This window comes from Aureimonas sp. Leaf427, from assembly GCF_001425485.1.
In the GTDB taxonomy this organism is placed as follows: Bacteria; Pseudomonadota; Alphaproteobacteria; order Rhizobiales; family Rhizobiaceae; genus Plantimonas.
The window spans coordinates 1-22,103 of sequence record NZ_LMQW01000013.1 but is presented as its reverse complement, the minus strand read 5'-3'; the positions used below and the strand labels follow the sequence as shown (position 1 = coordinate 22,103).

Here is a 22,103-nt window from a genome sequence, read left to right as displayed (position 1 = left end):
TCAAGGATCGCGGGCACGCGACCGGCGGAGCCGGCGCATGGGGGAGCCGAAATGCGCAGCATTTTGGGGGAACCGTGCGTCCTTGAGGCGCGACGCCGAGCCGTACACTACCGCTCTATCAGGGAGGGAAAGGTCCAGTTTGGCACCCTTCGGCACCCCCGCGCTGCGAAGCGGCGCCACTCAGGACTCGATCATGGTCTCGGCCAGATGCGGGTTCAGCATTCGCGGTCATATCGCTCGGCGGGCAAAGGGGTGGACCGTCGTCGCCGCTGAACGATGGGACGACAGTGGTCAGCTTAGCTCGTCGAGGATGCCAAGCTCGCGCAGGCGCACGGTGTCTTCCAGCAGGACGACATCGTAATCATCCGATTTCCAATCGAAGGCGCGGCGCCAAACCTCGCCTAGATGAGCCCCGTCGCCGTCGGGCCAGCAGGTGATGTCCTCGGCTTTGGGAGCGCAGGTGGATGTGGAAAGCTCGGTCATGTCGATGCTCCAGTTGCCGATCCTCGTGAAGGTGCGGCCCCGCCCTCGCGGGCGAGGCCTTTGCGATGTCAGCCGTCGCGCTTCTGGCGGGACCAGACGAGGGCGTAGTCGCCGTCGGTCTCACTCGGCCAGAGGGCCGCGGTGATCGGGGCCGGGAAGCTCGGATCGTCCAGCTTGACCGAGATGTAGGGCTCGCCGTCGCTGGAGGTGGACTTCCAGGCAGCGCCGACCTCGGCCGTGCCGCTCATGACCCGGAAGTCGGGCGCATCGCGCGAGGTCCGGTCGATGGGGTTGAGGCGGGCCTTGAAGCCGACGGTGAGGGTGCGGACGGTGCCCAGAATGGTGTTGCCGCTGGTGGTGAATTCGCCGATGACTGCCATGGTCGTGATCCTTTTGGTTTCCTCGGGCCGCGCCCCTGCGCGACCTCGATGGGGTGTAAAAGACCGCTGGCGATCGCCACCGCATCCCGAAGGGGCCGGAATGGAATGAAGGACGGCCGAGATCGGCTTTCTTGGACCGCGAGGAATGCGAGCGCAGCGAGCAGGGGAAGAAAGTCGCAGAAGGCCGTTGCGGTCAGGCGATCGAGACGAAGTCGCCCCGCGGTCACACCCACACATCGAGGACGGGCCGGGGCGCGCCGATCATGGGAACCGGAGGGATGCCGGTCGTGGCGTCTGTCCTCGGTGGCCTGAAATCCACCGGTGTCGCGGCCATCGTTGGTACAGGCCCTGGCTCCCGTCGTACAACTGCCGACCTCGATCCCCATCGATCGCACCGCTGACGCCGAAATTCGGACATAGCGGGAGAAAACAGAGCCGCGGAAGCCTCTCGAACGCGTTGACCTCGCAAGCGCGCTCGCCGGGATTCGCGTTTTCTGCCTCTCATATCCTGGTCGCGAACGAGACCAGAGATGTCGCTCGCTCTCCAGATCCGCACCCGAACGCCTGACATCGTGAGGCTCGCCGTCGGGGCGGGGTCGTCAGGAGCGATTGACGCTGGATATGGACGGCTGGCGGCGGCTTGTCTGATCGCGGCCGCGACGGTCTTCAGGAAGGCATGGCTCAGCGCGCCGATCGATGCGGTGGACTCGAAATCGAAGGCTTTGTCGAGATCGACACGATTGTACTCGTCCAGGATCATCCAGCAGGGAAAGTCGAGCCCGGCGCGGCGGCACTCCATCGGACTGATGGCAAGGCTCACTCGTGGAGGATCGGGATGCTGCAACGTGATCGGAAACAGGAAGACCTTTCCAGGTCGGTTCGGTGTCTGGACGACGACGCAGACGGGGCGAGCCTTGCGGCCAGATTCCTCGTCCTTGTCGGCCTGGCGCTTCCAGAGATAGTAGAAGCGAACGATGTCGCCGGCTCAAGCATGACGGTCTTCGCCGGCAAGCAGGGCGTCCAGACCGGTCATGAGTTCGTCGTAAACGGATTGAGGAGCGTCGTTTAATCCATAGGCGACCGTGTGCGGATCGCCGACGAGCTGGCCGTAGCGCTCGGCCGTCATGATCACCAGCTTTTCCTTGCCATGTTTGGTCAGGGCGACAGGTTCGATGAGCGCGGCTTCGAGGATTTCACCCGACGCCCGGTTCACGTCGGAAAAGGTGAACTGCTTCATTGTGGGCCTCCAAGAAAGTACCTACTATACGTAATTCATGTGATTCAGCAAAATTTGATCAGACACCGCACATTCCCTCGCATTCGTTCGGCCAGAGACCGAACTGCCCGCGGTCGGCGGCGGTGGAGAGGTCCGCCTCGTCGAGCGGAACGGCAGAGCGGTGCAGGTAGACCTCGCCACGGATGCCACGCAGGCCCGTGTGGATGGCCCGATCGACCGCGACGGCGTCGAACCAGGCTTCGGGATTCTCGTCGCGCATCGTCCGCCAGACGGCGTCGGAATGAAACGGGCACCCGATGCAGGCGCTCTTCGGCGGACGGGGATAGCCCTGCCGGTCGAGCCAGCGCAGGCAATCGTGCCGGGTCATGCGCCGCTCGATCAGCGGCCATCGGTTGACCTGCCACGCCTCGCGCGAGGGCTTCATGCGCACGACCTCGTCCAGCGAAATGCCGAGCCATTGCTCGACGACGGGATGCTTGGGCGAGCGCCGGCGCGTGAGACCCGCAAGCTCGCGGACCTTCCGGCGGATCGGCACGATCTTGAAATCGCCCGTGCATTGGCGGCGGATCATGCCGATGGAGATCGTCTCGGTTGCCGTGCGCCGTATGGAAACCTCGACTAGGTCGCCATCCTCGTTTTCGTCGAGGACCGACACCTCGGTCCCCGCCGGCGTCACGATCTTCGTGAAGGCCGGAATCGACGCCGAGCGTTAGCCGCCTGCTGCTTCCATGAGGCTGGAGCGGATGTTCACGGCCGAGACGATATGGACCGGAAACGGCAGGACGTTTGGCGACATCAGCCAAGCGAGATGGTCGTAGACCGCCTTCGGCTCCCAGCCGGTATCGGCGAAGATGGCGCAGTCGGGCATCGGCCCGATCTCACCATGGGCCGCCATCAGCGCAAGCGTCGTCGATTGCACGCCGGCGCCGAGGCTGAGAACGCGCAGGTTAGGAGATGGAGGCGCGGAGGCGCCCTCCCCTCCCCCGGCCAAAGCCGGAGGCTGAAACATCAGGCCGCCTCCCGCTCTTCCCGAGCCGCTGGCTGCAGGCCGTGCAGGAAGGAAACGGCACGCTGCGCATGAGCGGCCGCTTGGAAGATCGCCTTTCTGTCGCCGGACAGGACCTTCAGCCAGGAGTCGAGATAGCTCGCATGATCCTCACGGGGCTCCAGTTCCGGCACGATGCCGAGATCGGCGCAAAGGAAGCAGCTTCCGAGCTCGGCCACGAGTTCCTCGCGGGCGCGTTCGCTGCGATCCTTGTGATAGCGCGAGAGATCACGCCCGACGCGGTGGGCCGGTGCCGTCCAGTGGGTTGCCTCATGACTGAGGACGGCGACGTAGGAGGCCGCGTCTCGGAAGACTTCGAAGGGCGGCATCTGGATGATGTCGGCGTCCGGCGCGAAGAAGGCCTTCGTGCCGCCGTGCCGGATCACCGCTCCGGTCTGGGCGAAGAAGCGGTCCGCATGTGCGATCCGGGCGACTGGATCAAGGACGGGCTGGGCCGGTGCATGATAGCGCTCCGGCAGCTCGTCGATCTGCTCGACGTTAAAGACGGTGTAGGCGCGCATGAACGGGATGTCCCGTTCCACCTCGCCGCCGGCGCCGTCGCCTTCCGTCCTCTTGAACCGGCTGGCGAAGACCACGGTGGCGCCGCTCTCGCCCTTGCGGACATGAGCGCCGAGCTCGATCGCCTGCTTGAACGTCATCCAGACCGGGGACGAGAACCCGCGGGCGATGGCTTCCGACCAGAGGAGGAGGACATTCATGCCCGAATAGGGCTCGCCGTTATGGCGCACCGGCCGGGTGATACGGCGGCAAGCGTTCGCCGTGCTCCACGGCTGCATCCAGGGTTTGACGCCCTTTTCCAGATCCGCGACGATGCGGTCGGTGATCCGCGCGTAGATGTCGACGCGCCCGGCTTCATCCTGTTTCTTCTTCATGTCCTGAACCTCCGTCTGGATGCCGCGCCGATCGCGGCTCCGTCACGGAGGTCCGTCAGCCGGGGCGTTCAGGGAGAAGGCGCACCCGAACGCGGCCGAGCGCAGCGAAGGACGCGAAGGGCCGGAACGAAGAGGAGGACGGCGAAGCCGTTGCGCCGGCGCCCGACCCCGGCAGGACCGCCCGCCGGGACGGAGCCGCGAAACGGGTCCGGCTTCTTTTCCGTTCTGTTCCTCTTCCCATTTTACTTGGATCCAGGCCCAGCATTTGAAGACCTACTTGCTGGAGGGACAGTCAACGACTACGTTCAGATGAATCACTCAGAGCCACGCGCTGAGAAGCACCTTGGTTCCGGGCGTCGTTACATCCGCCCAGCCCCTGTTGGTGCTGACCATACTTCCAGCTCCATCGAGGACGCGGAGTGGCAGGCCCGGCGATGTCCAGGGCGGCATCTCAAACGATCGTCCCATCCACACCTGGAAGAGGAATTGCAGGACCGAATGTCACGCGCAAAAGGAGGCTTCACCGTCGAATTGAAGCGGTCGAAACGGCATCTGCTCAACAGGTCAGCGGCGCCAAAGGCAAGCTGGATCACGGAAGGCGACCTCTTGTCGGCGAAGCCGCGCGCCGAAACGGGGATACGAGCTGGCGCATCGTCGGATCACGATGCCCGCGCCATGGCCGAAAGGCTATTTGCGCCGCGAACAGCCGGACAGGCGCGGATCCTGCCTGTGCTGTCACCCTCGCCTGCGGGTTCCCAGACGCCCGATGTCCTTCGCGAACCGGTCGAGCCGCGGCTCCCGGAAGAAAAGGAGCTCACGGATGCGACAGCGGTATCTGTCCAGGCGGATAACGTATTCGTCGCGAACGATCCCGTATCGGAGGTGAGGGAGGATGCCGTCGCCCTCTCTGGAACGTCGGAGCCGGGCAAGCGGCAGAAGACACGCAGAGTTCCGGTGATGGACCTTCCGGCAGGAAAGCGGTGGATGCGGCTGCTTCCGTCCGTCTTGCAGGAGCGTGCCGTTCCCCGCTGGAAGAGGATGCGGAGCACGCGGGTCGTATCACGAGCCTGTCAACGTCCCGGCGAGGACACTGGCGAGAGCCGGTGAGCCGCGGGGCGCAAGGATACCTGAATTGCAGCCTACGGCACGACGTCGAGATCGGTCTTTCTGAACTCGTCCGCCGTCGCCAAGATCGGCACGCGATAATATTTGGCGCAAGCGTAGTGCAGGCAGTCCCCGAGATTGAGACCGTGCCGCCCGGCGCGATAGCGATGCGCGGCCGAAAGCGACAGGGCAACCGTGCGCTTGGCCGGCGGGAGATCGCGGATATCAATGCCGCGCGCCTCCAGGAATTCGAGGATGATCGGCTCCACCGCCTCGACGCTCAGGCCGAATTTGTCGGGACGAGCGAGGCCGAGAACAGCTTCGAGGATGGCGACCGGCGAGGTAATGCGCTTGGCGGCGCCCGCCAGCGCCGCGGACACCCGTTCCGCCTCCGGCTCGTCGGACAGGAGCGCGATGATTGCGCAGGCGTCAACATACATCAGCGATCCTCCCACATCTCGTCGAAGGCCTGGCTGTCGAGCGGCTTGCGTGCCTCCTCCGTCAGCGCGACACCATGCTTCTCCCGCAGCCGCGCGGCCGTCTGAAGCGGCGTCTCGCTGTTGCGGCGGCGCTCGATCGCTTCCTTCATGGCAATGACGATCGCCTCGGTGATGCTGAGGCCCACCATCTGCGCAAACTTGCGCGTCAGGGCGTCCGCCTCGGGATTGTTGACGTTGATCGGCATAACGGCCTCGATGTAGATATGTTCACGAGATAATGTAGATGATCAAATCCACATTGCCAAGATGACGAAGGTAGTTGGCATCACAGGCGTCGATAGGATTGGGAAAAGGCGGGGCCGAAGCCCCGCCGCGGCGGCTCAGCCGAGAGCCGCCATCTGGAGATCGGCAGCCTTGCGATCGACGGTCGCGCCAGCGTTCTCGATCTGGCGCTCGAAGGGCTTCCAGCGCTCGCCGACGATCTGCTCGTAGGCCGCGACCGCGCCTTCGGCGGCCATGCGCAGGCTGTGGGACTGAAGCGCCATGTCGGCGGCGAACTCGCGCTTGCGCTGGGCGGCGCTCTGGAAGCCGGCGGGACCGTCTAGATCCTCGTCGCGCGTATCGTTCGCAAGCTTGGCGGTGAGGTCGCGGGCCTCCGTGACGGCGCGGGAGTAGAACTGCCCGGCGCCATGAGCCGAGCCAACATAGGCGCCGACGATGCGCTGGAGGTGGATCTGCATCGCCCGGTCGCTGATGCCCTCCCGCATCGCCTCGGCGGTCTCGATCAGCAGGCGCTCGTGCAGGTCGCGGATGCCATCGCTGTCGAGGAGCGGCAGGCCGAAGCTTTCCGAGATGAGGCCGGCCTGGTTTGCGTCCGGGCAGGCGAGCCGGACCATCTCGAGGGTGGTGCCCTTGCGCAGCTGGACGACGCGGGCGTTGGAGGAAGCGGTGGAGCGGGCGGCCTTGGCCATGGTGTGATCCTTTCGAGGTTTTTCCGAAGCGGCTCCGGCCCTTGCCGGTCTTCCCTTCGGTGCGGTCAACAGGAACCGGCGGAAGACGGGGGCTTCAGGGTCCGGGTTCGGCCTGAGCGAGCGAAGCGGACTTGCGGCCAAGCAGGGCTCTTCAAGCCCTCGCGCGGGACGCGGGTGCGCTTTGCGAGATCGGCGGGACCAGGCCGCCCCGCGGCGCGGCACGCGGCCTTGAAGCCCACGGCCGCCGGTTCAGACCGCAACAAACCGAAGGGGAGACCGACATGGGTCGGGAATGGGAAGCCGGGATCGAGAAGGGATCACACCAAGGCGTGGTCACGGCGCTGCTCTACGCTACCAGCCGCCTCGGGCAGTCGCGCGCGGAAAAGGTCATCAAGGTCCGGTCGACCTGACCTTCGCGCCAACCCGCCTCGCTCGGAGGCGCCTTCCCGCCGCAACCGGGCGTGCGCAGCGCTTCCGCACTGCCGGTCAAGATGGCGAAGTCGGAAGATGGGGGCACCGATACAGCCAGCACAGGCCACCCGCCGCCCGACGCTGACCGGCCTCGGCTCTGGCACAATGCAATAGGCCGTCTCGATCGTTAGCACCGGCATGGTGTTTTTCCCTCAGAGCTGCCAACGACGAAGATCATATCGCACGGCTTTCACGCGGCGGACTGCGCTGCCAGCAGGCAACTTCGCCAATGCTCGATGGCCTGATCCTGCCGGGCGAGCTAGCGCGACAGAGCATCGATCTCGGGTTGCCGCTCGGCCGTGATGGCGGCGAGGATCTCACGATAGCGCTGCATGAAGGCGGCCGGGTCGGGCGACCTGTCGCGACAGGAACGCCGGCGTCTGTCGCGTAGCGCGGGCATCGCCGCTGTCATGGCGCGGACGATCTGCCGTTCGATCGGTTCCAGCTGGCGCCGGGTCTGCCGGCGTGCCTCCTCCATGCGGGCGAGCGCGCCGGGATCGAACCGTCCGGGGTGAGGATGGTGCCGCATCATGGCGCACACCTCCCCTGCCATCCAACGAACCCGGACGGCCCGTCATAGACGCGATGACGCTCTTCATCGATGACGAAACCGAAGCGGCCGCCGCTACCGCCGTACTCGTCCGACGGAACGGGAAACCGACGCTCGGGGACGTTCGACGTTCGCCTGCCGCCGATCGTGGCGATCACCTCGGTCATCCCCGGCGCATGGTCCGATCGGATGGCCGAGATCACGATCCAGTCGCCGGCATGCGCCTGTTCGAAGGCATGACGGTCCTTCACCGTGGACTCCCCCGGCTGGAGGGTTCGTCCCGAGAGGCGTTCCCAAGCATCCGGCCAGCGATCGCACACCGTGCGGTCGGCAAGGTGCCGCTCCTGGGTCGTGAACAGATCCGGGAAGGTCAGCGCGACGATCGCCCATTCGCAGTCATGCTCATACCATCCGCTGGAGGAGCGCAGCACGGACGGGACTTTGCCATTGCGCTCGGCGGAGAGATGAAAGCCGCCATGCCCAGCAGTCGAATGGCAGACCACGCCCTCGGCATAGATCGTGGCGCCCTGCGACGCGACCCATGGCGTGCTCGCCGGTATGCGAACGTCGCGTCGACCGAGCGCCAGGCGCTCGCGGCGATCTTCGAGATGCCGGTCGAGATGAAGGCGGAAGTCGGCTTCATCGGCGAGATCGCCGCCATGGCCATAGACGTCGGACCGTGTCCACGTCTCGATGGCCCCGGAAAGCCGCCAGCCGGTGGTCAGATAGAAGCCGCCGTTCCGGCCGGGAACCATGCCGAAGGCGTCGTCCGCGACGCGGGCGGCCAGCAGCCCGTCGGCCGTGCGCCCGAAGGTAACGACGGCGTCGGAGGCGGCGTCCAACGTTGCGCCGGTCATGCCACAGCCCTCCCCTCGACAACATCGGCGGCGCGCTCGTCGGCCGTGACCGGCTCGAGCACCGTCTGGCGATAGCCATTGAGCTCACGCCACCGCTCCGCCGCGGTGAGATCGTCGGCGAGATGCAGAAGCTCCCGATCGTCGCCTTCGCCGGAAAGAACGCGCACCGTACCAATCAGGGGACGTTCGACGATCGTGAAGGTCAGGCGGCTGCGGATATCGAAGGTTTCGTGCACCCGGACGAGGATGACCCCGCCCTGACCGAAATCGCCCTTGTGGAGGGTGAACGTCGCCGCAAACCCCTCGATCCCGCGATGGCCTCCCGGCTGTTTGCGGATCAGACGCCCGACATTGTTGGTTTTCTCCCAGAGCGCGAGCTTGCGCCTGTGATGCGCGGGCGGTCTTGCCGTGCCGTCGGCGTAGCGGATGATCGCGCCGAGCGGCGCGAGGTCGTGGATGTGCTGTGCGGACATGAGGTCCTCCTGTCGATGACGGTTGAAACGGAACCGCCGCCGGCTTGCGGCCGGCGGCGGTTATTCGTTCGGAAAGAAGAAGAAGGAAACGCGCGCCTACTCGGCGGCTTCCCGGAAGGCCTCGCCTTCGTCGGATGCCGCCGTGCCATCCCGTTCGTCGTCGGTGACGATGCTGGCGTCGTCCGCAGCGTCGCCGCCGTCGAAGTCGGCCGGATCGTTTGAGAGTTCGTCGGCATCGTTCTCCGCCCTGTGCTCCCCGTCGTCCGCCGCACGGTTTCGCGCCATCCAGTCGGCCAGCGCCTCCGCGTCCGGCACGAAGAGCGCGGACGGGTGGACGAACGACGCCTCCCCGAAATGCTCCACCAGAGCCGCGCGCGTGTCGCGGACGCGGGCACGCGGCAGGACGGGCGTGTCCTTGCATGCGCCTTCGAGCGCGCCACGCGACAGGCACGACAGGAAGGCTTCGGTCCCCATGTTCGGCAGGAACGTACCCGCACCGATCGCATCGCCGGCGATCTGCGCGACGATCCCACTGTTCGTCTGGTTCACGCGGGCCGAGAGCACGTCGATCAGCATCGACCGCACAGCAATGCGCAACGTGTCGGGATCGAAGGCGAGCGTGCCGTCCTCCCCGATCAGCAGCACCGCATGGCGGGCGAAGCGCTTGCCGCCATAGCTCATGGCGCCGGAGCCCGACTGGACCGAGACGTTCAGGCCCGTGAACGCCAACACCAGGAGCGCCATCAGCGTGTCGTCCTCGATCGGCGCGCGGGCCAATGCCTCGTGCAGCGCATCGGTCTGGAAGTCCCCGATCATGCTGCGGCCGTTCTGCGTCACGTCGGATCGCGGCTTCGTCGTCACGACGGGCTCGTCGTTCGAAGCATGGTCGTCGGCCTTCGCCGCCTTGCCCTTCGGCACCTTCGGCTCGGGCATACGGTAGGCAACCGACTGGACCTTGCCGTCACGGTCGAGATACCAGGCGCTGTGATCGGACTTCGTGGGCTTGCCGTAGACGCGCTCGGCCTTGGGCGGCAGCTTCACCTCGCCCCATTGCGTCGTCTCGGCGATCGTGCCGCGCTTGGGCAGATGGTTCGCCATCCACTCGTTCTGTGCGCCGAGGAAGGCCTCGACGTCGGTCGTGTACCGGCTGTCCTGATCGGCAGGCGCGAACAGGTCTTCCTGCCACACGATACCGTAGGCCTTGGCGAGATCCTCGTCGAAGCTGGCATCCTTCGCCAGCATGCGCGTCTTCGTCAGCCCTTGAGCCACGCTCCACCAAGTCACCTGGGGATCGTCCTTCTTCGGCTTATGCTTCTTCCAGACCTCCACCTGCTCCTCGCGCGAGGCCGCGGCGATCGTTCGAAGCTGCCGCTCGTCCGGCATGTCACCCTTGGCCATCTGGTCGAGCATGGCGGGCAACACGTTGGCAAGAAGCCGCAGCTTGCGGATCTGGCGCACCGGGAAGCCCAGCGCCACGCCGATCGCCTCCTCGGTCCAGCCGAGCGCGACCAGCCGTTCGATCGCCCGCCACTGGTCAACCGGGTTCAGCGGCTCGCGGGCGATGTTCTCCACCATCGAGCGCATCGCGCCGTTGTCGTTGGCAGCCTCGGCGACGAGGACCTCGATCTCGTCGAGGCCCGCGGCAATCGCCATCCTGACGCGCCGGTGACCGGCATCGATGATGTAGCCGTTGCCGCCGCCGGTTTCCAGCGAAATCAGCGGCGGCTGCACGATGCCGACGGCCTTGATGGTCGCCAGCATCAGCGCATCGGCCTGCTGGTTGGATTTCGTCTGACGGGCGCGATCGGGGTTTTCCTTCAGCGCGCGCGGATCGACCTTTATCAGATGCATGACTTGCTCTCCTGTCCGGGGTTTCCGGACCGCCCTCTGGCGGCCCTTCCTCGTCTTCTTCTCGAAGACATCCCCCGAACCGTAGGGCGGCACGCGCTGCCGCAACCTGAAGACCGAGCATCCCTGCCCGGCCGGACCAGCAGGGCCAAAACCCTGCGCCGGACGACGGGCCGGGATCGCGAGGACGAGGGTTGAGCGTCAGCGGCGGCGGCGAAGCCGGTCTGCGAGGAGGTTTCGCTCCCTCCTTCTTTTCTTCTGGCCCCTCAACGCTTCCGCCTACCTCGGAAGGACATTCCGGGCGCCGAGACACAAGGCTTCCCGAACGAAACATATTACTCCAGAATTTCTATCGATCGGCCGGAGTTGCGAAGGATCCCGATGAAACCATTGCTCCTTGTCGAACTCCCGAAGGAACTGCCACCGCTCGTGTGGTGGAGTTCGGACAGCTACATCGTAGGGGCAAGCGCCCGATTGGACGATCCAGAACCGATCAACTTCGCGAAGGCTTTGTCGCGGTATGCCGCACGACACGACGAGGTGCTGGCCTTCGAAACCCATCAGGAAGCCAGGGTGTGGGCGGAGCGCTACACCGGGCCGAACTGGCTGGAGATCAGGGCGTCGCTTGCGCGGATCGAAAGCACTCCGCCGAACGATCTCGCGCTTGCAGCGGAGTAGACCCGGGATTTCCGACACGCCCTCTGTTCAAGAAATTGGCCGAGATTCCGAGACGGTTGGAACCTTCAGCGTTGCACCGGAACTCCACGTTCAAAGGTTCCCAAGCGTCCGCATCAGCGGCGGCGAAGACGGTTTGTAAGCAATGTTTCGTTCTCTTTTCGTCTTCCGGCTCTACCTTGGAATTATCTTGCCTTGCCCCCTTTATGGTGGCATAGCTTTATCATGGAAAAACAGCGTCCACTTATGATCACGAAGCGATAAAACTGGCGCTCGGATCGGTCGCCACGCTGGCGATGACGACGTCGGCCCTGCGGGATGCCTTGGCGCTGGGCTTCGATCGAGGCGGCATTGTCGAAACGATCGCCGGCATGGATCGGCGCATGTTCTACAAGTCGATGACAACGTTTGCCGATCATCGCGTCTGGCAGGACGTCTATCATGTCCCGGCGCGCGGCATGGTTCTGTACGTAAAGTTCCAAGCCGATGTCGTCACGGAGTTCACGGTCATGTCGTTCAAGGAGAAATGATCATGGTTGCTGTAAAACAGGCTTTGCCGGAGACGATGGTCTCGCCGGAGACAGGTGAGACCCTGCATCGTGCAGTGCGGCCCTTCGTCGTCACCTACAAGGGTGAGACCGTCACCGTCACACTGCCGGGTTATTATCCGGCGGAAGGCGACGACGGCGTCCATGTCGGCGATGACATGGCCGTCGTCGATGCAGCCTTGCGCTCCCTGAAAGAGCGGATAGAAGGCCTGCCGTCGCCGGCGACGATCCGGCGCGTGCGCACCAAGCTGAAGCTATCGCAGCGGGAAGCGGGCAACCTGCTGAGAGTTGGGGAAAATGCCTTCGACAAATACGAGCGCGGCCTGGTCGAGCCGAGCGGCCCAACCAGCCAGTTGATCCGCATTCTCGACCGGCATCCGGAGCTGATGGAGGAATTGCGCTGAGCAGGGAGACAATCTTGCTTACGGCCTATGCTGCAAGCGCTTTCCATCGGCCGCCCCATCGACATCGGTGGCCAGCGATGTCTTGATCTCGGCAAGTTGCTCCCGATTGATCTTCAGTTCCGCCGAATAAGCGAATACCTCGCCAACGCGGGTCCTGTAGGATGCCAGCCGCCGCCCGGCCTCGCCAAGCCGGGATCGATGGCCCTCACGTTCGCCCTCGAGGTTCGCTAGGGCATGCTCCAGCCGCGAGATCGCACTAAGCGGCGTGATCGTGATGTCGAGACCGACCTCGTGGTCGCCGCCGGTGCGCCGTAGCGCCGTCTTGTAGAGATAGCCGTCGCGCCCGAGCCGCTCGCCGGAGAAGACGAGGTCGAAGCCGCCGATCGACGCGATGACGCTCGCGTGCTCCTCCTGAAGCTGGACGAGCGTTAGGATCTCCTTCATCAGCGCCCGTCCGGCAAATTTGCGCTCGGTATAGCACTTGCCGGCGACGGACATCGCGAAGGCATCGCCCGCAGTTGGAACCAGCCGCTCGAGATCCTCGCCGATCTCGGCGATGCGCCGGGTCGCGTGTACGATGTCGCGTTCCGCATCGCGGATCTGGCGGCGGATGGCGAACTGGTCGTCATCATGGGCGACCCGCAGCCGTTCGAGGCGGGCGATCTCGGCTTCCAGCCCGGCTTTCTGCATCAATCGTTCGTCGCCGGACGCAATGGCCTTGGCCATGGCGAACTGGCCGGCCTGCCCCTCGCCCATGTCCTCAAGCCGCCGGATCGACGTGTCGCCGGACAAGGCTGCGGCGATGAAGCGGGCCTTCCGCTCGTTGTTCTGCCACATCTGCGCATCCATCGATCCGAGCGTCGCATAAGCGAAAATGTCGATCTCCTCATGCTGGTTGCCCTGGCGGATGATGCGACCCTCCCGTTGCTCGATCTGCGAGGGCAGCCACGGCACGTCGAGATGATGCAGCGCCTTCAGCCGAAGTTGCGCGTTGACGCCGGTGCCCATCGTCTCCGACGACCCGATCAGCACGCGCACCTTCCCGGCCCTGACGTCACCGAACAGCCGCTGCTTGGCCTCGGATTTCTTGTAGTCCCGCATGAACGCGATCTCTGCGGCCGGAATGCCGAGGCGGACGAGCTCGTCTCTGATCCAGCGATAGGCGGAGAAGCCCCGGCTCTTCTCGACGCCGAGCGTGCCGAGGTCGGAGAAGATCATCTGCGCAGCGCCGGGCAGGTCGTAGGGCTTGCCGTCGGCGCGGAGATAGTCGTTGTCCGCCGTTTCCCTCCAGATGCGCAGGGTGTTGGCAACGAGCAGGTTCAGCTTGTTGTCCGGCTCATTGTCGTGGTCGGAATCGACCAGACGCAGGTCGATGGCCGCATGGCGCCCGTCGGTGATGACGGAGAGCAGGATATCGTCGCCGGGTTGCGGCGGTCGGTCGCGCTCCTCGATAGCGGTGATTCGGGCATCGAGCCGGCGCTGGTGATCGCGAAACGCCGGTGTCGCCTGCGCCGTGACGATCCGACGGCTACCTGTCGAGACCGCAGGCACCTTCACATACTGGCGCAGGTCCGCCGGCATCACCACGTCGGCGAAGGAGCGGAACATGGCGATCAGCTCGGGCACGTTGACGAACTGGCTGAAGCGGGTGACGGGCTTGTACTTGCCGGACGGCTGCAATTCCAGTTCCGTCGCGGTGTCGCCGAACGTGCTCGCCCAGGCGTCGAACTCGTGCAGGCCGCGCGCGGCGAGCGCCTGCCCGTCCATCAGCCTCTGGGCCGTGAACATCTCGCCGAGCGTGTTGGTGATCGGCGTGCCGGAGGCGAGCACCAGCGCCCGGCCGGGATTCTTCGTCTCCACGAAGCGCGATTTGACGAACAGGTCCCAGGCGCGCTGCGAGCCGCCGGGATCGACGCCCTTCAGCGTCGACATGTTGGTCGCGAAGGAGAGCTTCCGAAACTCCTGTGCCTCGTCGACGACGATCTGGTCAACGCCGATCTCACCGATGGTCAGTAGATCGTCCTTGCGCGTGGCGAGATCGGTCAGACGCTCCTTCAACCCTTCCTTCAGGCGTTCCAGGCGTTTGCGCGAGACGCGGTCCTCGTTGTCGATCTTCGCCATCAGGCTTTCATAGAGCTCAAGCTCGTCCTGGATCATCTGTTGCTCGAAGGCGGAGGGAACGGCGATGAAGCGGAAGGCCGAATGGGTGATGACGATCGCATCCCAGGTGGCGGTCGCGGCCCGGCTGAGGAACCGCGCCCGTTTGTCCTTCGTAAAATTCGTCTCGTCGGCAACGAGGATACGGGCGTTCGGATAGAGCGCCAGGAACTCGCGGGCGACCTGTGCCAGGCAATGGCCGGGCACGACCAGCATCGCCTTGGCGATGAGGCCGAGCCTTCGCTGCTCCATGATGGCGGCGGCCATCGTCATCGTCTTTCCCGCGCCGACGGCGTGCGCCAGATAGGCCGAGCCCGCCGACACGATCCGCCAGATGCCGCGCTTCTGATGGCCGTAGAGCTGGAAGGCGCCGCTGACGCCGGGCATCTGCAGATGCGATCCGTCGAAGACGCGCGGCGCGATATTGTTGAAGCGATCGTTGTAGATCCGGGCCAGCCGGTCGGTGCGATCGGGATCGGACCAGACCCAGGACTGGAACGCGGTCTTGATCTTCGAGAGCTTCTCCTTCGCCGCCTCCGTGTCGACGACGTTCAGCACCCGCTTCTCGCTTTCGCCGTCCTTCACGATGTCGAAGATCTGCGGGACGGATGAGTTCAGCGCGTCGGAGAGAAGCTGGCCGGCATGTCGGCGGTCGGTGCCCCATTCGGACGTGCCGGCGGCGCTGTAACCGAGCTGCCGCGCCTCGACCGTCCAGGACGCAAGTTCCGGCATGTGGTGGATGCGAATATCGGCGCCCATCGTCTCGGCGACGAAGGCGACGACATCGGCGGCCGGGATCCACGGCGCGCCGAGACGCGCGGTGATGTCCGAGGGCCGAAGATCCGCAGGCTGCACGGCCTCGAGGGCAGTCACGTTGCGCTCATAGACTGGATCGAGCGCCGCGGCCGCTTCCGCAGCCTTCAGCCTATCGCGGACCGGTCCAGAGAGATAGGCGTCGGCCGTCTGCCAGGATCCGTCAGACGGGTTGCGGAAGATGGCATTCCCGAGGTCCGCGATCACATCCTCGACGGGTCGATGCAGCAGTTCGGCGATATGGTCGGGATCGACATGGCCGCGTTCGTTCAGCACCACGGCAAGCGCATCGGCCGCGGACGCGATGACCGGCGGCGCGGGCGGCGCGATCACCCGCTCGGTGAAGATCGGTCCGGGCTTTGCCGTGTTCGTCTCGAGGTCGTAGTCCTCGATCGAGGCGACCAGCCAGCAGTCGGGATCGTCGCGGAAAGGAGCGAGGTTCGGCTGGCGGTGCGTCTCGCGCACCTCGCCGGTCTCGGCGTCCTCGTGGCTCGAGACCACCGTCAGGTTGATCGGGCCGAAGGTTCGCACGAACGCGCTCCAGGCAATACGAAGACGGACCTGCGCGTCGCGCCATGGCCGGTCCATCTCCTGCGCCTTCAGCACCTCGCGCACGGCGTCGCGGATCGGGATCAGCTTCTGGACGATCCGGACATGCTTTTCCGGCAGGCCGTCGCCGCTTCGGCCCCGGCGCGTGGGAACCGCGACGGGAATGGCGTCCACGATCTGCATCAGGCCGTGCCGGACATCAACGAGATAGCTGCCCTCGCGGATCGTCGCGCCTTCGGCGACCGTGCCGACACGGACGGGCTCGGTGACGTCAGCGTCTTCGCCCTGATCGATCGGTTCGGGTTCGCCGTCGTAAAGAGCGTCCGGAAGGGAGAGGATGGCGGCGTCGAGAGCGGTTGCCAGATCGACATTCGGTCGGGGCTGGCAGGTGTAGGTCTCGCCAAATGGTCCCGACGTCAGCGCGTGGTCGCCAAGCACGAAATCCGGATGCCGCGCAAACCAGCGGTTCACGCGGATCGCGCCCTCCTCGTCCGATGCGGGGCGGACCTCGGCGAGATCGAGCCAGGCATCGTTGCCGGCGGTCTCACCTTCCCGGCGCTTGCGGAAGAACAGGATGTCCAGCACGACATCCGTGCCGGCATCCGCCCGGAACGCGCCCTCGGGCAGGCGGATCGCGCCGACGAGATCAGCCTGCCCGGCGATCGCCGCGCGGGCGCGCGCATCCGCCTTGTCCATCGTACCGCTCGAAGTGACGAAGGCGGCAAGCCCGCCCGGCTTCAGGCGGTCGATCGCCTTTACGATGAAATAGTCGTGCAGCCGGAGACCGAGCGTGCGGAAGGCCGGGTCGCTGCGGACCGTGCGATCCGAGAAGGGTGGGTTGCCGATCGCGAGATCGAACGTCGCTGGCAGGTCGATGCGCGCGAAGTCGGCCGCGAGGATGCGGGCGCGGGGCTGGAGAAGCCGGGCGATCCGCACCGTTACCGGATCGAGCTCGACGCCGGTGACGTGGCTGACCGACCGCAGCACCTGCGGCATCAGAGCCGGAAACAGGCCCGTGCCGATCCCCGGCTCCAGCACCCGCCCTCCCCGCCATCCCAGCCGCCAGAGCCCGGCCCATATTGCGCGGACGATGAACTCCGGCGTGAAGTGGGCATACTGCGTGCAGCGGACAAGCGAGGCGTAGTCCGCGGCCGAGACGGCCGTCTCCAGCTCCGCGCCGAGTTCCTCCCACCCCTTGGCGAAAGTATCCTCGCAGGGGCGGCGGAAGATGCGGGTCGCAAGCTCCGAGGCGCCGAACCCGGTGAACCGGATCAGCTTCTCCTGTTCCGCTCGGGTGGCCGGGCGCGCCGCGCCCTCGATCCCGGCGGCAAGCCGTATGGCGGCCAGCGCATCGCGGGCACGCGCCTTCCAGGAGCGGGCAAGGCCCCGCACGCCATCGAGGTGGAAGTTCTCGCCGCGCTCCCGTGAGACGGCAACCGTCGTCCGGCGGCTTACCGGGAGCGTGAGTGCCGCGCTCGGCGTGGCGGGTGGCGGATCGTCGTCGTCGGACGCTAAATCCGGACCCGGCGCGAAGGCGGTGACGCCAAGATCGAAGCCGGAAGACAGGGACGAGCTGCCGAAGAGATCGAGCGTGAAGGGATCGTCGTGTGACATGGAATATCTCCTGGAATGAAGGCGCGCATCGTCGTTCCACCGGAGAGACCGGCAGGCGACGACGTGTGATGACGGGTTGGTTCAGGTTCGGCGGACGGAGACCGGCGGGAGAAGAGACTGCGACGGCAACCGAGTCACGCAGCGACAGCGTCGGGTAGATGCCGGAGTTGCACCGGTAGCTTGGCGGCGATCTCAGCCTCGGTCAGATCACCGAGACGCTTGAGGAAACTGCCCTCGCGGCCGCCATAGAGCAGAAGGGTGCGCGTTCCGCGCAGCACCTGCGGCCACCGCGCGCCGGCATAGCCGCGATAGTCGTCATGCGTGGCGCTCCAGATATGCTCGAGGCGCTCCTCGCGCGTCATCGCCCGGACCGGCCTCGTCTCGCGCTCGACGATGACGGTCTTCATACGATCCGGCGAGGCTCGGTCGGAAAGGTCGCAATATCCGTGGAACCAGCGAATGCGGCCGTCGACGCTCAGAGTGAAGAAGACGCTGGTGACGTTGCCGACCAGGAACTCCCGCATGGCGAACATGTCGCCGCGCATCCAGAGCGGGGGCAGGATCTCGAACATATGGTCGTGTTCGGCCTCGCCGATCTCGAACCATTCGCCGGCGTGCAGCGCGCCCGAGTGACGGCGTTCCGTATCCGGGTCCTGGGCATGGCGGTCGAACAGGCGGTACATCTCATGGCGCGTCGCAACGCCATGGAAGATCTTGATGGAACGGGAAGATGGGCTTTGCATCGGGGGCGGCTCCTTCGGCCTGTCCGGGCTGCAAGCGCCAAGCGATCCACCTGATCGCTTATCCCTCTTCAGCCCTTCCGGACCCCTCCCCCGCGGCCGCCATTCCGTCCGGTCGGGTCAAGGGCCGGCGCAGCCGGGCGAAGCTTCACCCTTGACGCGGCCGACGGGCATGCGGCAGCCGAGTTTCCCCTCCCCTTCTGCCTTGCCCTTCCTCCCGTCTTTCCCGCCGCTCCATCACCCTGATCTTAAGCACCGCGTTCCAGTCTTCCGCCGAGGGCCGCAATCGCAGCCAGCCGCAATGCGCAGCCTCAGCGATGTCCTGGCAGCGGGTGGCGAAGGTCTCGCCTTGGCTATTGGCATCCGTCGCGGCCACGAGCTGCACGCCGGCCCGCACGACAAGTTCGCCGATCGCTGCCTCCGTCGCCGGCGACCAGCCGCCGCCGGTGCTGAGATAGAGCGTGCCCTCACGCAAGCCCTCGATCGCCGCCAGGCTCATCGCGTCGATCGCCGCCTCCGTGACGCAGAAGCGTTCGGCATCCGCTGGGCCGAGCCTAAAGAGCGTCTTGGCGCCACCGCTGGCAAAGCCGCGCCAGTCGGGACCCCGCTCCTCCCAGCCGGTCACGGCGCCCGCCGCGTCGGTATGCGCCGCCCACATGGAACCCGCGGGTCCTTCGCGAAGGACGTCCTGGCCGAGCGCGGCGCCGATAATCGCATCCGGGAGAAACCGTACCTCTGAGAGGTAGCGCCAGGTGGCCGATCCGGTCCACGGCTTGCGCCGCGTCGTCCAGCGGTCGGGAACATTGGCCTCCAGATCGCTCGTACGGGACTGGCGCTTCCAGGCCGGGTCGCTCGCAACGAAGCCGATAAGGTCAGCGATCCGCGTCACGGCCTCTGCAAAGTCGACGCCGTCGAGATGCATGACCAGCGAGAACAGGTCGCCCTTGGCGTCGGAGAGTGGGTCGAACCAGCCGCGCCCGTCATGGATGACGATGACGATCTCGCATCCGCGCCGATGCTTGACCGCGCGTCGGGTGCTTTCCTTCACATCGATGGCGAAGCCGGCCTTCTCCAGCACGGCGGCGCAGGCCACCCGGCCGCGCAGATCTTCGATATCCCTTTTCTCCATGTCCACTTCCCGGTGCTCTTCAAGCCCGGTCCCCTTTCTTGTCAGCCTATCCTTTCCGCAGAATTGCGGAAACCGCTTCTCCCCGCCGCGGCGAGCGGACGGGGGCAAGGGCGTGGGCAGGCAAGGCTGGCGGGAACCGCCCGGCCCGGTCCGGCCCGCGGCGAAGTCTCCCTTGCGGCCGTCCGAACGCCGGCGGCACGCGCCCGGAAGGGCGGACCCGGCTCAATGAGCCGGGCCGAAGTCGAAGGGATCGTACTCGACGAGCGTCTCGACATCGGCGCTGTCGAGCTCGTCGCTCGGCAGGACGGCGAACTCGCCGTCGATCCGGAACAGTGTGACCGGCAGCATGAGGATATGAGTTGTCATTCGGGAAAGTGGGAGCCCTTCAAGGGAAAACTTGATTGACTTGTCACGTTTGTAGCGTGCGCAAAGCCGCTTTCGCAGTGCTGCGAGCCTGCCGCAGCTATTAACTGTCACGCATTAATCGCACAAACAACCGTTTACGCGACAAAATCCATACGTGAACGACTACGGCGATCCGGCGGCGCCATCACGGCAGCAGAGCGCCCATATCGGTCGTTAGTCCGGCCGATCGGCGATCCTGAAAGCCGTCGTTCGTTCACGTCACACCAATGTCGAAGAATGGTGGATGACAGTTTGGCCGCTTTCAAGCGCCTGTCGGGCTAAGCGGACGTCCGTTCAGGAGGCGGAGCCGGGAATATAAGCTTCGTCGGTTGGCGATCCCGGACCGCCGCGCTTGAGCGATCCGATGAAATGAATGGACATTCGTTGGCTTGCCTAGAGGCTGTTACGGACCCATGTGTGCGCCAGTTCTGGCGGGATGCCGTCCCGCCCTGCCTACCCGTCTGATGTCAGCGACGAAGAATGGGCGCTGGTCGCCCCCTACCTGACCTTGTTGCGCGAGGATGCTGGCCAGCGCGAGCACACCCTGCGCGAGGCGTTCAACGGCCTGCGCTTCGGCGTGGTCTGGCGCGCGATGCCCCACGATGTCAAACGGCGTTGGAACGGGACCCCGGATCGGCGTGCAAAAGGGGGTCTGACTCACAACTGATGCAGTTTGGCGGCGGAAATGGCGATTTACGTTGGAGATCGCTGCCATGTCGTGCCGCCTTTCGCTCTCAACCGTTGTTTGGGTCTGACTCACAACTGATGCAGTTTGGCGGCGGAAATGGCGATTTACGTTGGAGATCGCTGCCATGTCGTGCCGCCTTTCGCTCTCAACCGTTGTTCCAGCCGGACTCGCCGTCGATCATCAGGAACTCGCGGACGGCGTCTTGATCGTCACCGCCTCGGCGCGAGCGTCATCGGCAGCATGCCCGTCTTGCGATGGTCTCTCGCATCGGGTTCACAGCCGCTACCATCGGCGCGTCGCTGATCTGCCCCTTGGCGGACATGCGGTCCAGCTTCGGTTGGCGACGCGGCGGTTCCGATGTGACGAACGGGGTTGTCGGCGACAGATCTTTGCCGAGCGCTTCGGGGCGGCGGCACCGGAGCGCTCGCGCCGCACCGGACGCATGGACGGGATCGTCCATCACCTCGGTCTCGCCCTTGGCGGAAGACCCGGCGCTGTCTTCGCCGCACGGCTCATGCTGCCAGTCAGCAACGATACGCTGCTGCGCGTCGTGCGACGTCGGGCTCAAGCACGAGCCGAGCCCCTTCGCATTATAGGCATCGACGACTGGGCCTTCCGCCGCAACCAYCGCTACGGCACGATCGTCTGCGATCTGGAACGCCGTCGGATCGTGAAGCTACTGCCCGACCGCGAGATTGCGACTGTCGCAGCGTGGCTTGCCACCCATCCCGGCATTCGCATGGTCTCGCGGGACCGAGGTGGCGGCTACGGAGAARCGGCAGCGCGGGCACTGCCCGATGCGATCCAGGTCGCTGATCGCTGGCACCTGATGGAGAACGCCAGCGGCAGCTTCCTCGAAGCGGTATCGAAGTCGATGAAGCCGATCCGCACCGCCCTCGGCGCAACGGTCGTGGATCCCAAGCTCCTCACCTATGCCGAACATCTCCAGTACGAAGGCTACCTTCGGCGCGAGGAAACGAACGCCATYGTCGCGGAGTTGGTAGCCAACGGYGCCTCGATCAAGGAGATCGTCCGTCGAACGGGCCGCAGCCGCAAGCTGGTGCGCCTGATCGTGCGAGGCCAGCGCACGGATATGTTCCGTACTCGACAGGGCTCGCTCGACCCGCATTTGCCGTTTCTCGACGCGCAGTGGGGGGCAGGCTGTCGTAACGGCGCAGAACTCTGGCGTCGCCTGCGAGCGCTCGGCTTCAGTGGTTCAGAACGCGTCGTTCGAGARTGGGCAACGCGCCGACGCCGGTCGGAACGCATGACGAGCGCTGMGCTTCGCAGACCACCGTCTGCCCGTACCRTCGCCCATCTCATGACGCTGAAGCGCGACCATCTCACGAAGGCCGAGACTCTCACAGTCGCCGCGATCGAGGAAGGCGCGCCAGCCCTGGCCGAAGCGCGAACCCTGGTCGACCGCTTCCAGTCCATCATCCAGCGCAAGGCCGAGGCTGACCTCGATCCGTGGCTCTGCGACGCAAAACCCAGCCTGATCGCGTCCTTCGCCCGCGGCATCGCCAGGGATCTCGCCGCCGTGCGCGCTGCCGTCACCGAGCCCTGGTCGAACGGCCAGACCGAAGGGCATGTCAACCGCCTGAAGCTCGTCAAGCGCCAGATGTACGG

The 22,103-nt window shown here is 65.5% G+C and carries 20 protein-coding genes and 2 pseudogenes; 6 read left to right on the top strand and 16 right to left on the bottom strand.

The genetic code is table 11. The features are described from left to right. Positions 1-291: 291 nt before the first annotated feature. The 8 genes and pseudogenes from ASG62_RS11545 to ASG62_RS11510 all read right to left on the bottom strand — a co-directional run bounded on the left by ASG62_RS11545 (position 292) and on the right by ASG62_RS11510 (position 6,553). Positions 292-483, bottom strand: coding sequence for a hypothetical protein (locus tag ASG62_RS11545; protein ID WP_056690916.1), 192 nt, complete (start codon positions 481-483; stop codon positions 292-294). A 68-nt stretch (positions 484-551) separates the two neighbouring features. Beyond that, the gene (locus ASG62_RS11540; RefSeq protein WP_056690919.1) at positions 552-863 is read right to left on the bottom strand and encodes a DUF736 domain-containing protein; all 312 of its coding nucleotides are present in this window, start codon (positions 861-863) and stop codon (positions 552-554) included. 985 nt (positions 864-1,848) lie between these two features. Further along, complete coding sequence (locus ASG62_RS11535) at positions 1,849-2,100, bottom strand: type II toxin-antitoxin system Phd/YefM family antitoxin (protein ID WP_056690922.1); 252 nt, start codon at positions 2,098-2,100, stop codon at positions 1,849-1,851. A gap of 58 nt (positions 2,101-2,158) precedes the next feature. Beyond that, positions 2,159-3,109, bottom strand: a pseudogene (locus ASG62_RS11530) (hypothetical protein). Next, positions 3,109-4,038, bottom strand: a complete 930-nt coding sequence (locus tag ASG62_RS11525) for an ArdC family protein (RefSeq protein ID WP_056690924.1) — start codon at positions 4,036-4,038, stop codon at positions 3,109-3,111. Before ASG62_RS11525 ends, ASG62_RS11530 begins: the two are co-directional and overlap by 1 nt. A gap of 1,139 nt (positions 4,039-5,177) precedes the next feature. Continuing rightward, entirely contained in the window at positions 5,178-5,582 is a 405-nt protein-coding gene (locus tag ASG62_RS11520) for a type II toxin-antitoxin system VapC family toxin (protein ID WP_056690926.1), read from the bottom strand. Further along, positions 5,582-5,827, bottom strand: coding sequence for a type II toxin-antitoxin system VapB family antitoxin (locus tag ASG62_RS11515; RefSeq protein ID WP_056690929.1), 246 nt, complete (start codon positions 5,825-5,827; stop codon positions 5,582-5,584). The genes ASG62_RS11520 and ASG62_RS11515 overlap by 1 nt, the downstream gene beginning before the upstream one ends. Before the next feature lie 135 nt (positions 5,828-5,962). Continuing rightward, a complete protein-coding gene (locus tag ASG62_RS11510; protein ID WP_056690932.1) occupies positions 5,963-6,553 on the bottom strand; it encodes a hypothetical protein in 591 nt (196 codons plus the stop codon). A 281-nt stretch (positions 6,554-6,834) separates the two neighbouring features. On the opposite strand from ASG62_RS11510, the gene ASG62_RS27835 reads away from it, so the two are divergent. Further along, positions 6,835-6,963 carry a hypothetical protein gene (locus tag ASG62_RS27835; RefSeq protein ID WP_274532616.1) on the top strand — a complete coding sequence of 43 codons (129 nt, stop codon included), beginning with the start codon at positions 6,835-6,837 and terminating at the stop codon, positions 6,961-6,963. 320 nt (positions 6,964-7,283) lie between these two features. Here the strand turns inward: ASG62_RS27835 and ASG62_RS11500 are convergent, their stop codons facing one another. The 4 genes from ASG62_RS11500 to ASG62_RS11485 all read right to left on the bottom strand — a co-directional run bounded on the left by ASG62_RS11500 (position 7,284) and on the right by ASG62_RS11485 (position 10,755). Beyond that, positions 7,284-7,556, bottom strand: coding sequence for a hypothetical protein (locus tag ASG62_RS11500; protein ID WP_320409372.1), 273 nt, complete (start codon positions 7,554-7,556; stop codon positions 7,284-7,286). Further along, positions 7,553-8,431 carry a DUF7007 domain-containing protein gene (locus ASG62_RS11495; RefSeq protein ID WP_056690935.1) on the bottom strand — a complete coding sequence of 293 codons (879 nt, stop codon included), beginning with the start codon at positions 8,429-8,431 and terminating at the stop codon, positions 7,553-7,555. Before ASG62_RS11495 ends, ASG62_RS11500 begins: the two co-directional genes overlap by 4 nt. Then, a complete protein-coding gene (locus ASG62_RS11490) occupies positions 8,428-8,904 on the bottom strand; it encodes a hypothetical protein (RefSeq protein WP_056690937.1) in 477 nt (158 codons plus the stop codon). The genes ASG62_RS11495 and ASG62_RS11490 overlap by 4 nt, the downstream gene beginning before the upstream one ends. A 96-nt stretch (positions 8,905-9,000) precedes the next feature. Then, on the bottom strand, positions 9,001-10,755 hold the full coding sequence (locus tag ASG62_RS11485; RefSeq protein WP_056690941.1) for a ParB/RepB/Spo0J family partition protein: 1,755 nt from the start codon (positions 10,753-10,755) through the stop codon (positions 9,001-9,003). Between the two features lie 378 nt (positions 10,756-11,133). Between ASG62_RS11485 and ASG62_RS11480 the strand changes: the two genes are divergently transcribed. The 3 genes from ASG62_RS11480 to ASG62_RS11470 all read left to right on the top strand — a co-directional run bounded on the left by ASG62_RS11480 (position 11,134) and on the right by ASG62_RS11470 (position 12,379). Then, positions 11,134-11,430 carry a hypothetical protein gene (locus tag ASG62_RS11480; protein ID WP_056690943.1) on the top strand — a complete coding sequence of 99 codons (297 nt, stop codon included), beginning with the start codon at positions 11,134-11,136 and terminating at the stop codon, positions 11,428-11,430. A gap of 293 nt (positions 11,431-11,723) precedes the next feature. Next, the gene (locus ASG62_RS11475) at positions 11,724-11,957 is read left to right on the top strand and encodes a type II toxin-antitoxin system MqsR family toxin (protein WP_244487488.1); all 234 of its coding nucleotides are present in this window, start codon (positions 11,724-11,726) and stop codon (positions 11,955-11,957) included. Then, positions 11,954-12,379: a type II toxin-antitoxin system MqsA family antitoxin gene (locus ASG62_RS11470; protein WP_244487489.1), complete on the top strand. Its 426-nt coding sequence runs from the start codon at positions 11,954-11,956 to the stop codon at positions 12,377-12,379. The genes ASG62_RS11475 and ASG62_RS11470 overlap by 4 nt, the downstream gene beginning before the upstream one ends. Before the next feature lie 18 nt (positions 12,380-12,397). Here the strand turns inward: ASG62_RS11470 and ASG62_RS11465 are convergent, their stop codons facing one another. From ASG62_RS11465 to ASG62_RS27190, 4 genes are all read right to left on the bottom strand, one after another. After that, positions 12,398-17,512: an N-6 DNA methylase gene (locus ASG62_RS11465; RefSeq protein WP_056690953.1), complete on the bottom strand. Its 5,115-nt coding sequence runs from the start codon at positions 17,510-17,512 to the stop codon at positions 12,398-12,400. A 134-nt stretch (positions 17,513-17,646) separates the two neighbouring features. After that, positions 17,647-18,255, bottom strand: a complete 609-nt coding sequence (locus ASG62_RS11460) for a DUF1419 domain-containing protein (protein ID WP_056690956.1) — start codon at positions 18,253-18,255, stop codon at positions 17,647-17,649. A gap of 145 nt (positions 18,256-18,400) precedes the next feature. Beyond that, positions 18,401-19,381 carry a DUF3991 and toprim domain-containing protein gene (locus tag ASG62_RS11455; protein WP_056690959.1) on the bottom strand — a complete coding sequence of 327 codons (981 nt, stop codon included), beginning with the start codon at positions 19,379-19,381 and terminating at the stop codon, positions 18,401-18,403. 222 nt (positions 19,382-19,603) lie between these two features. After that, complete coding sequence (locus ASG62_RS27190; RefSeq protein ID WP_056690962.1) at positions 19,604-19,747, bottom strand: hypothetical protein; 144 nt, start codon at positions 19,745-19,747, stop codon at positions 19,604-19,606. A 475-nt stretch (positions 19,748-20,222) separates the two neighbouring features. On the opposite strand from ASG62_RS27190, the pseudogene ASG62_RS11445 reads away from it, so the two are divergent. Next, positions 20,223-20,393: pseudogene (locus ASG62_RS11445) on the top strand (transposase); the annotation flags it as partial. A gap of 205 nt (positions 20,394-20,598) precedes the next feature. Continuing rightward, positions 20,599-22,103, top strand: a 1,505-nt coding sequence (locus tag ASG62_RS11440) for an ISL3 family transposase (protein WP_057180398.1), incomplete at its 3' end; no start/stop codon positions are given.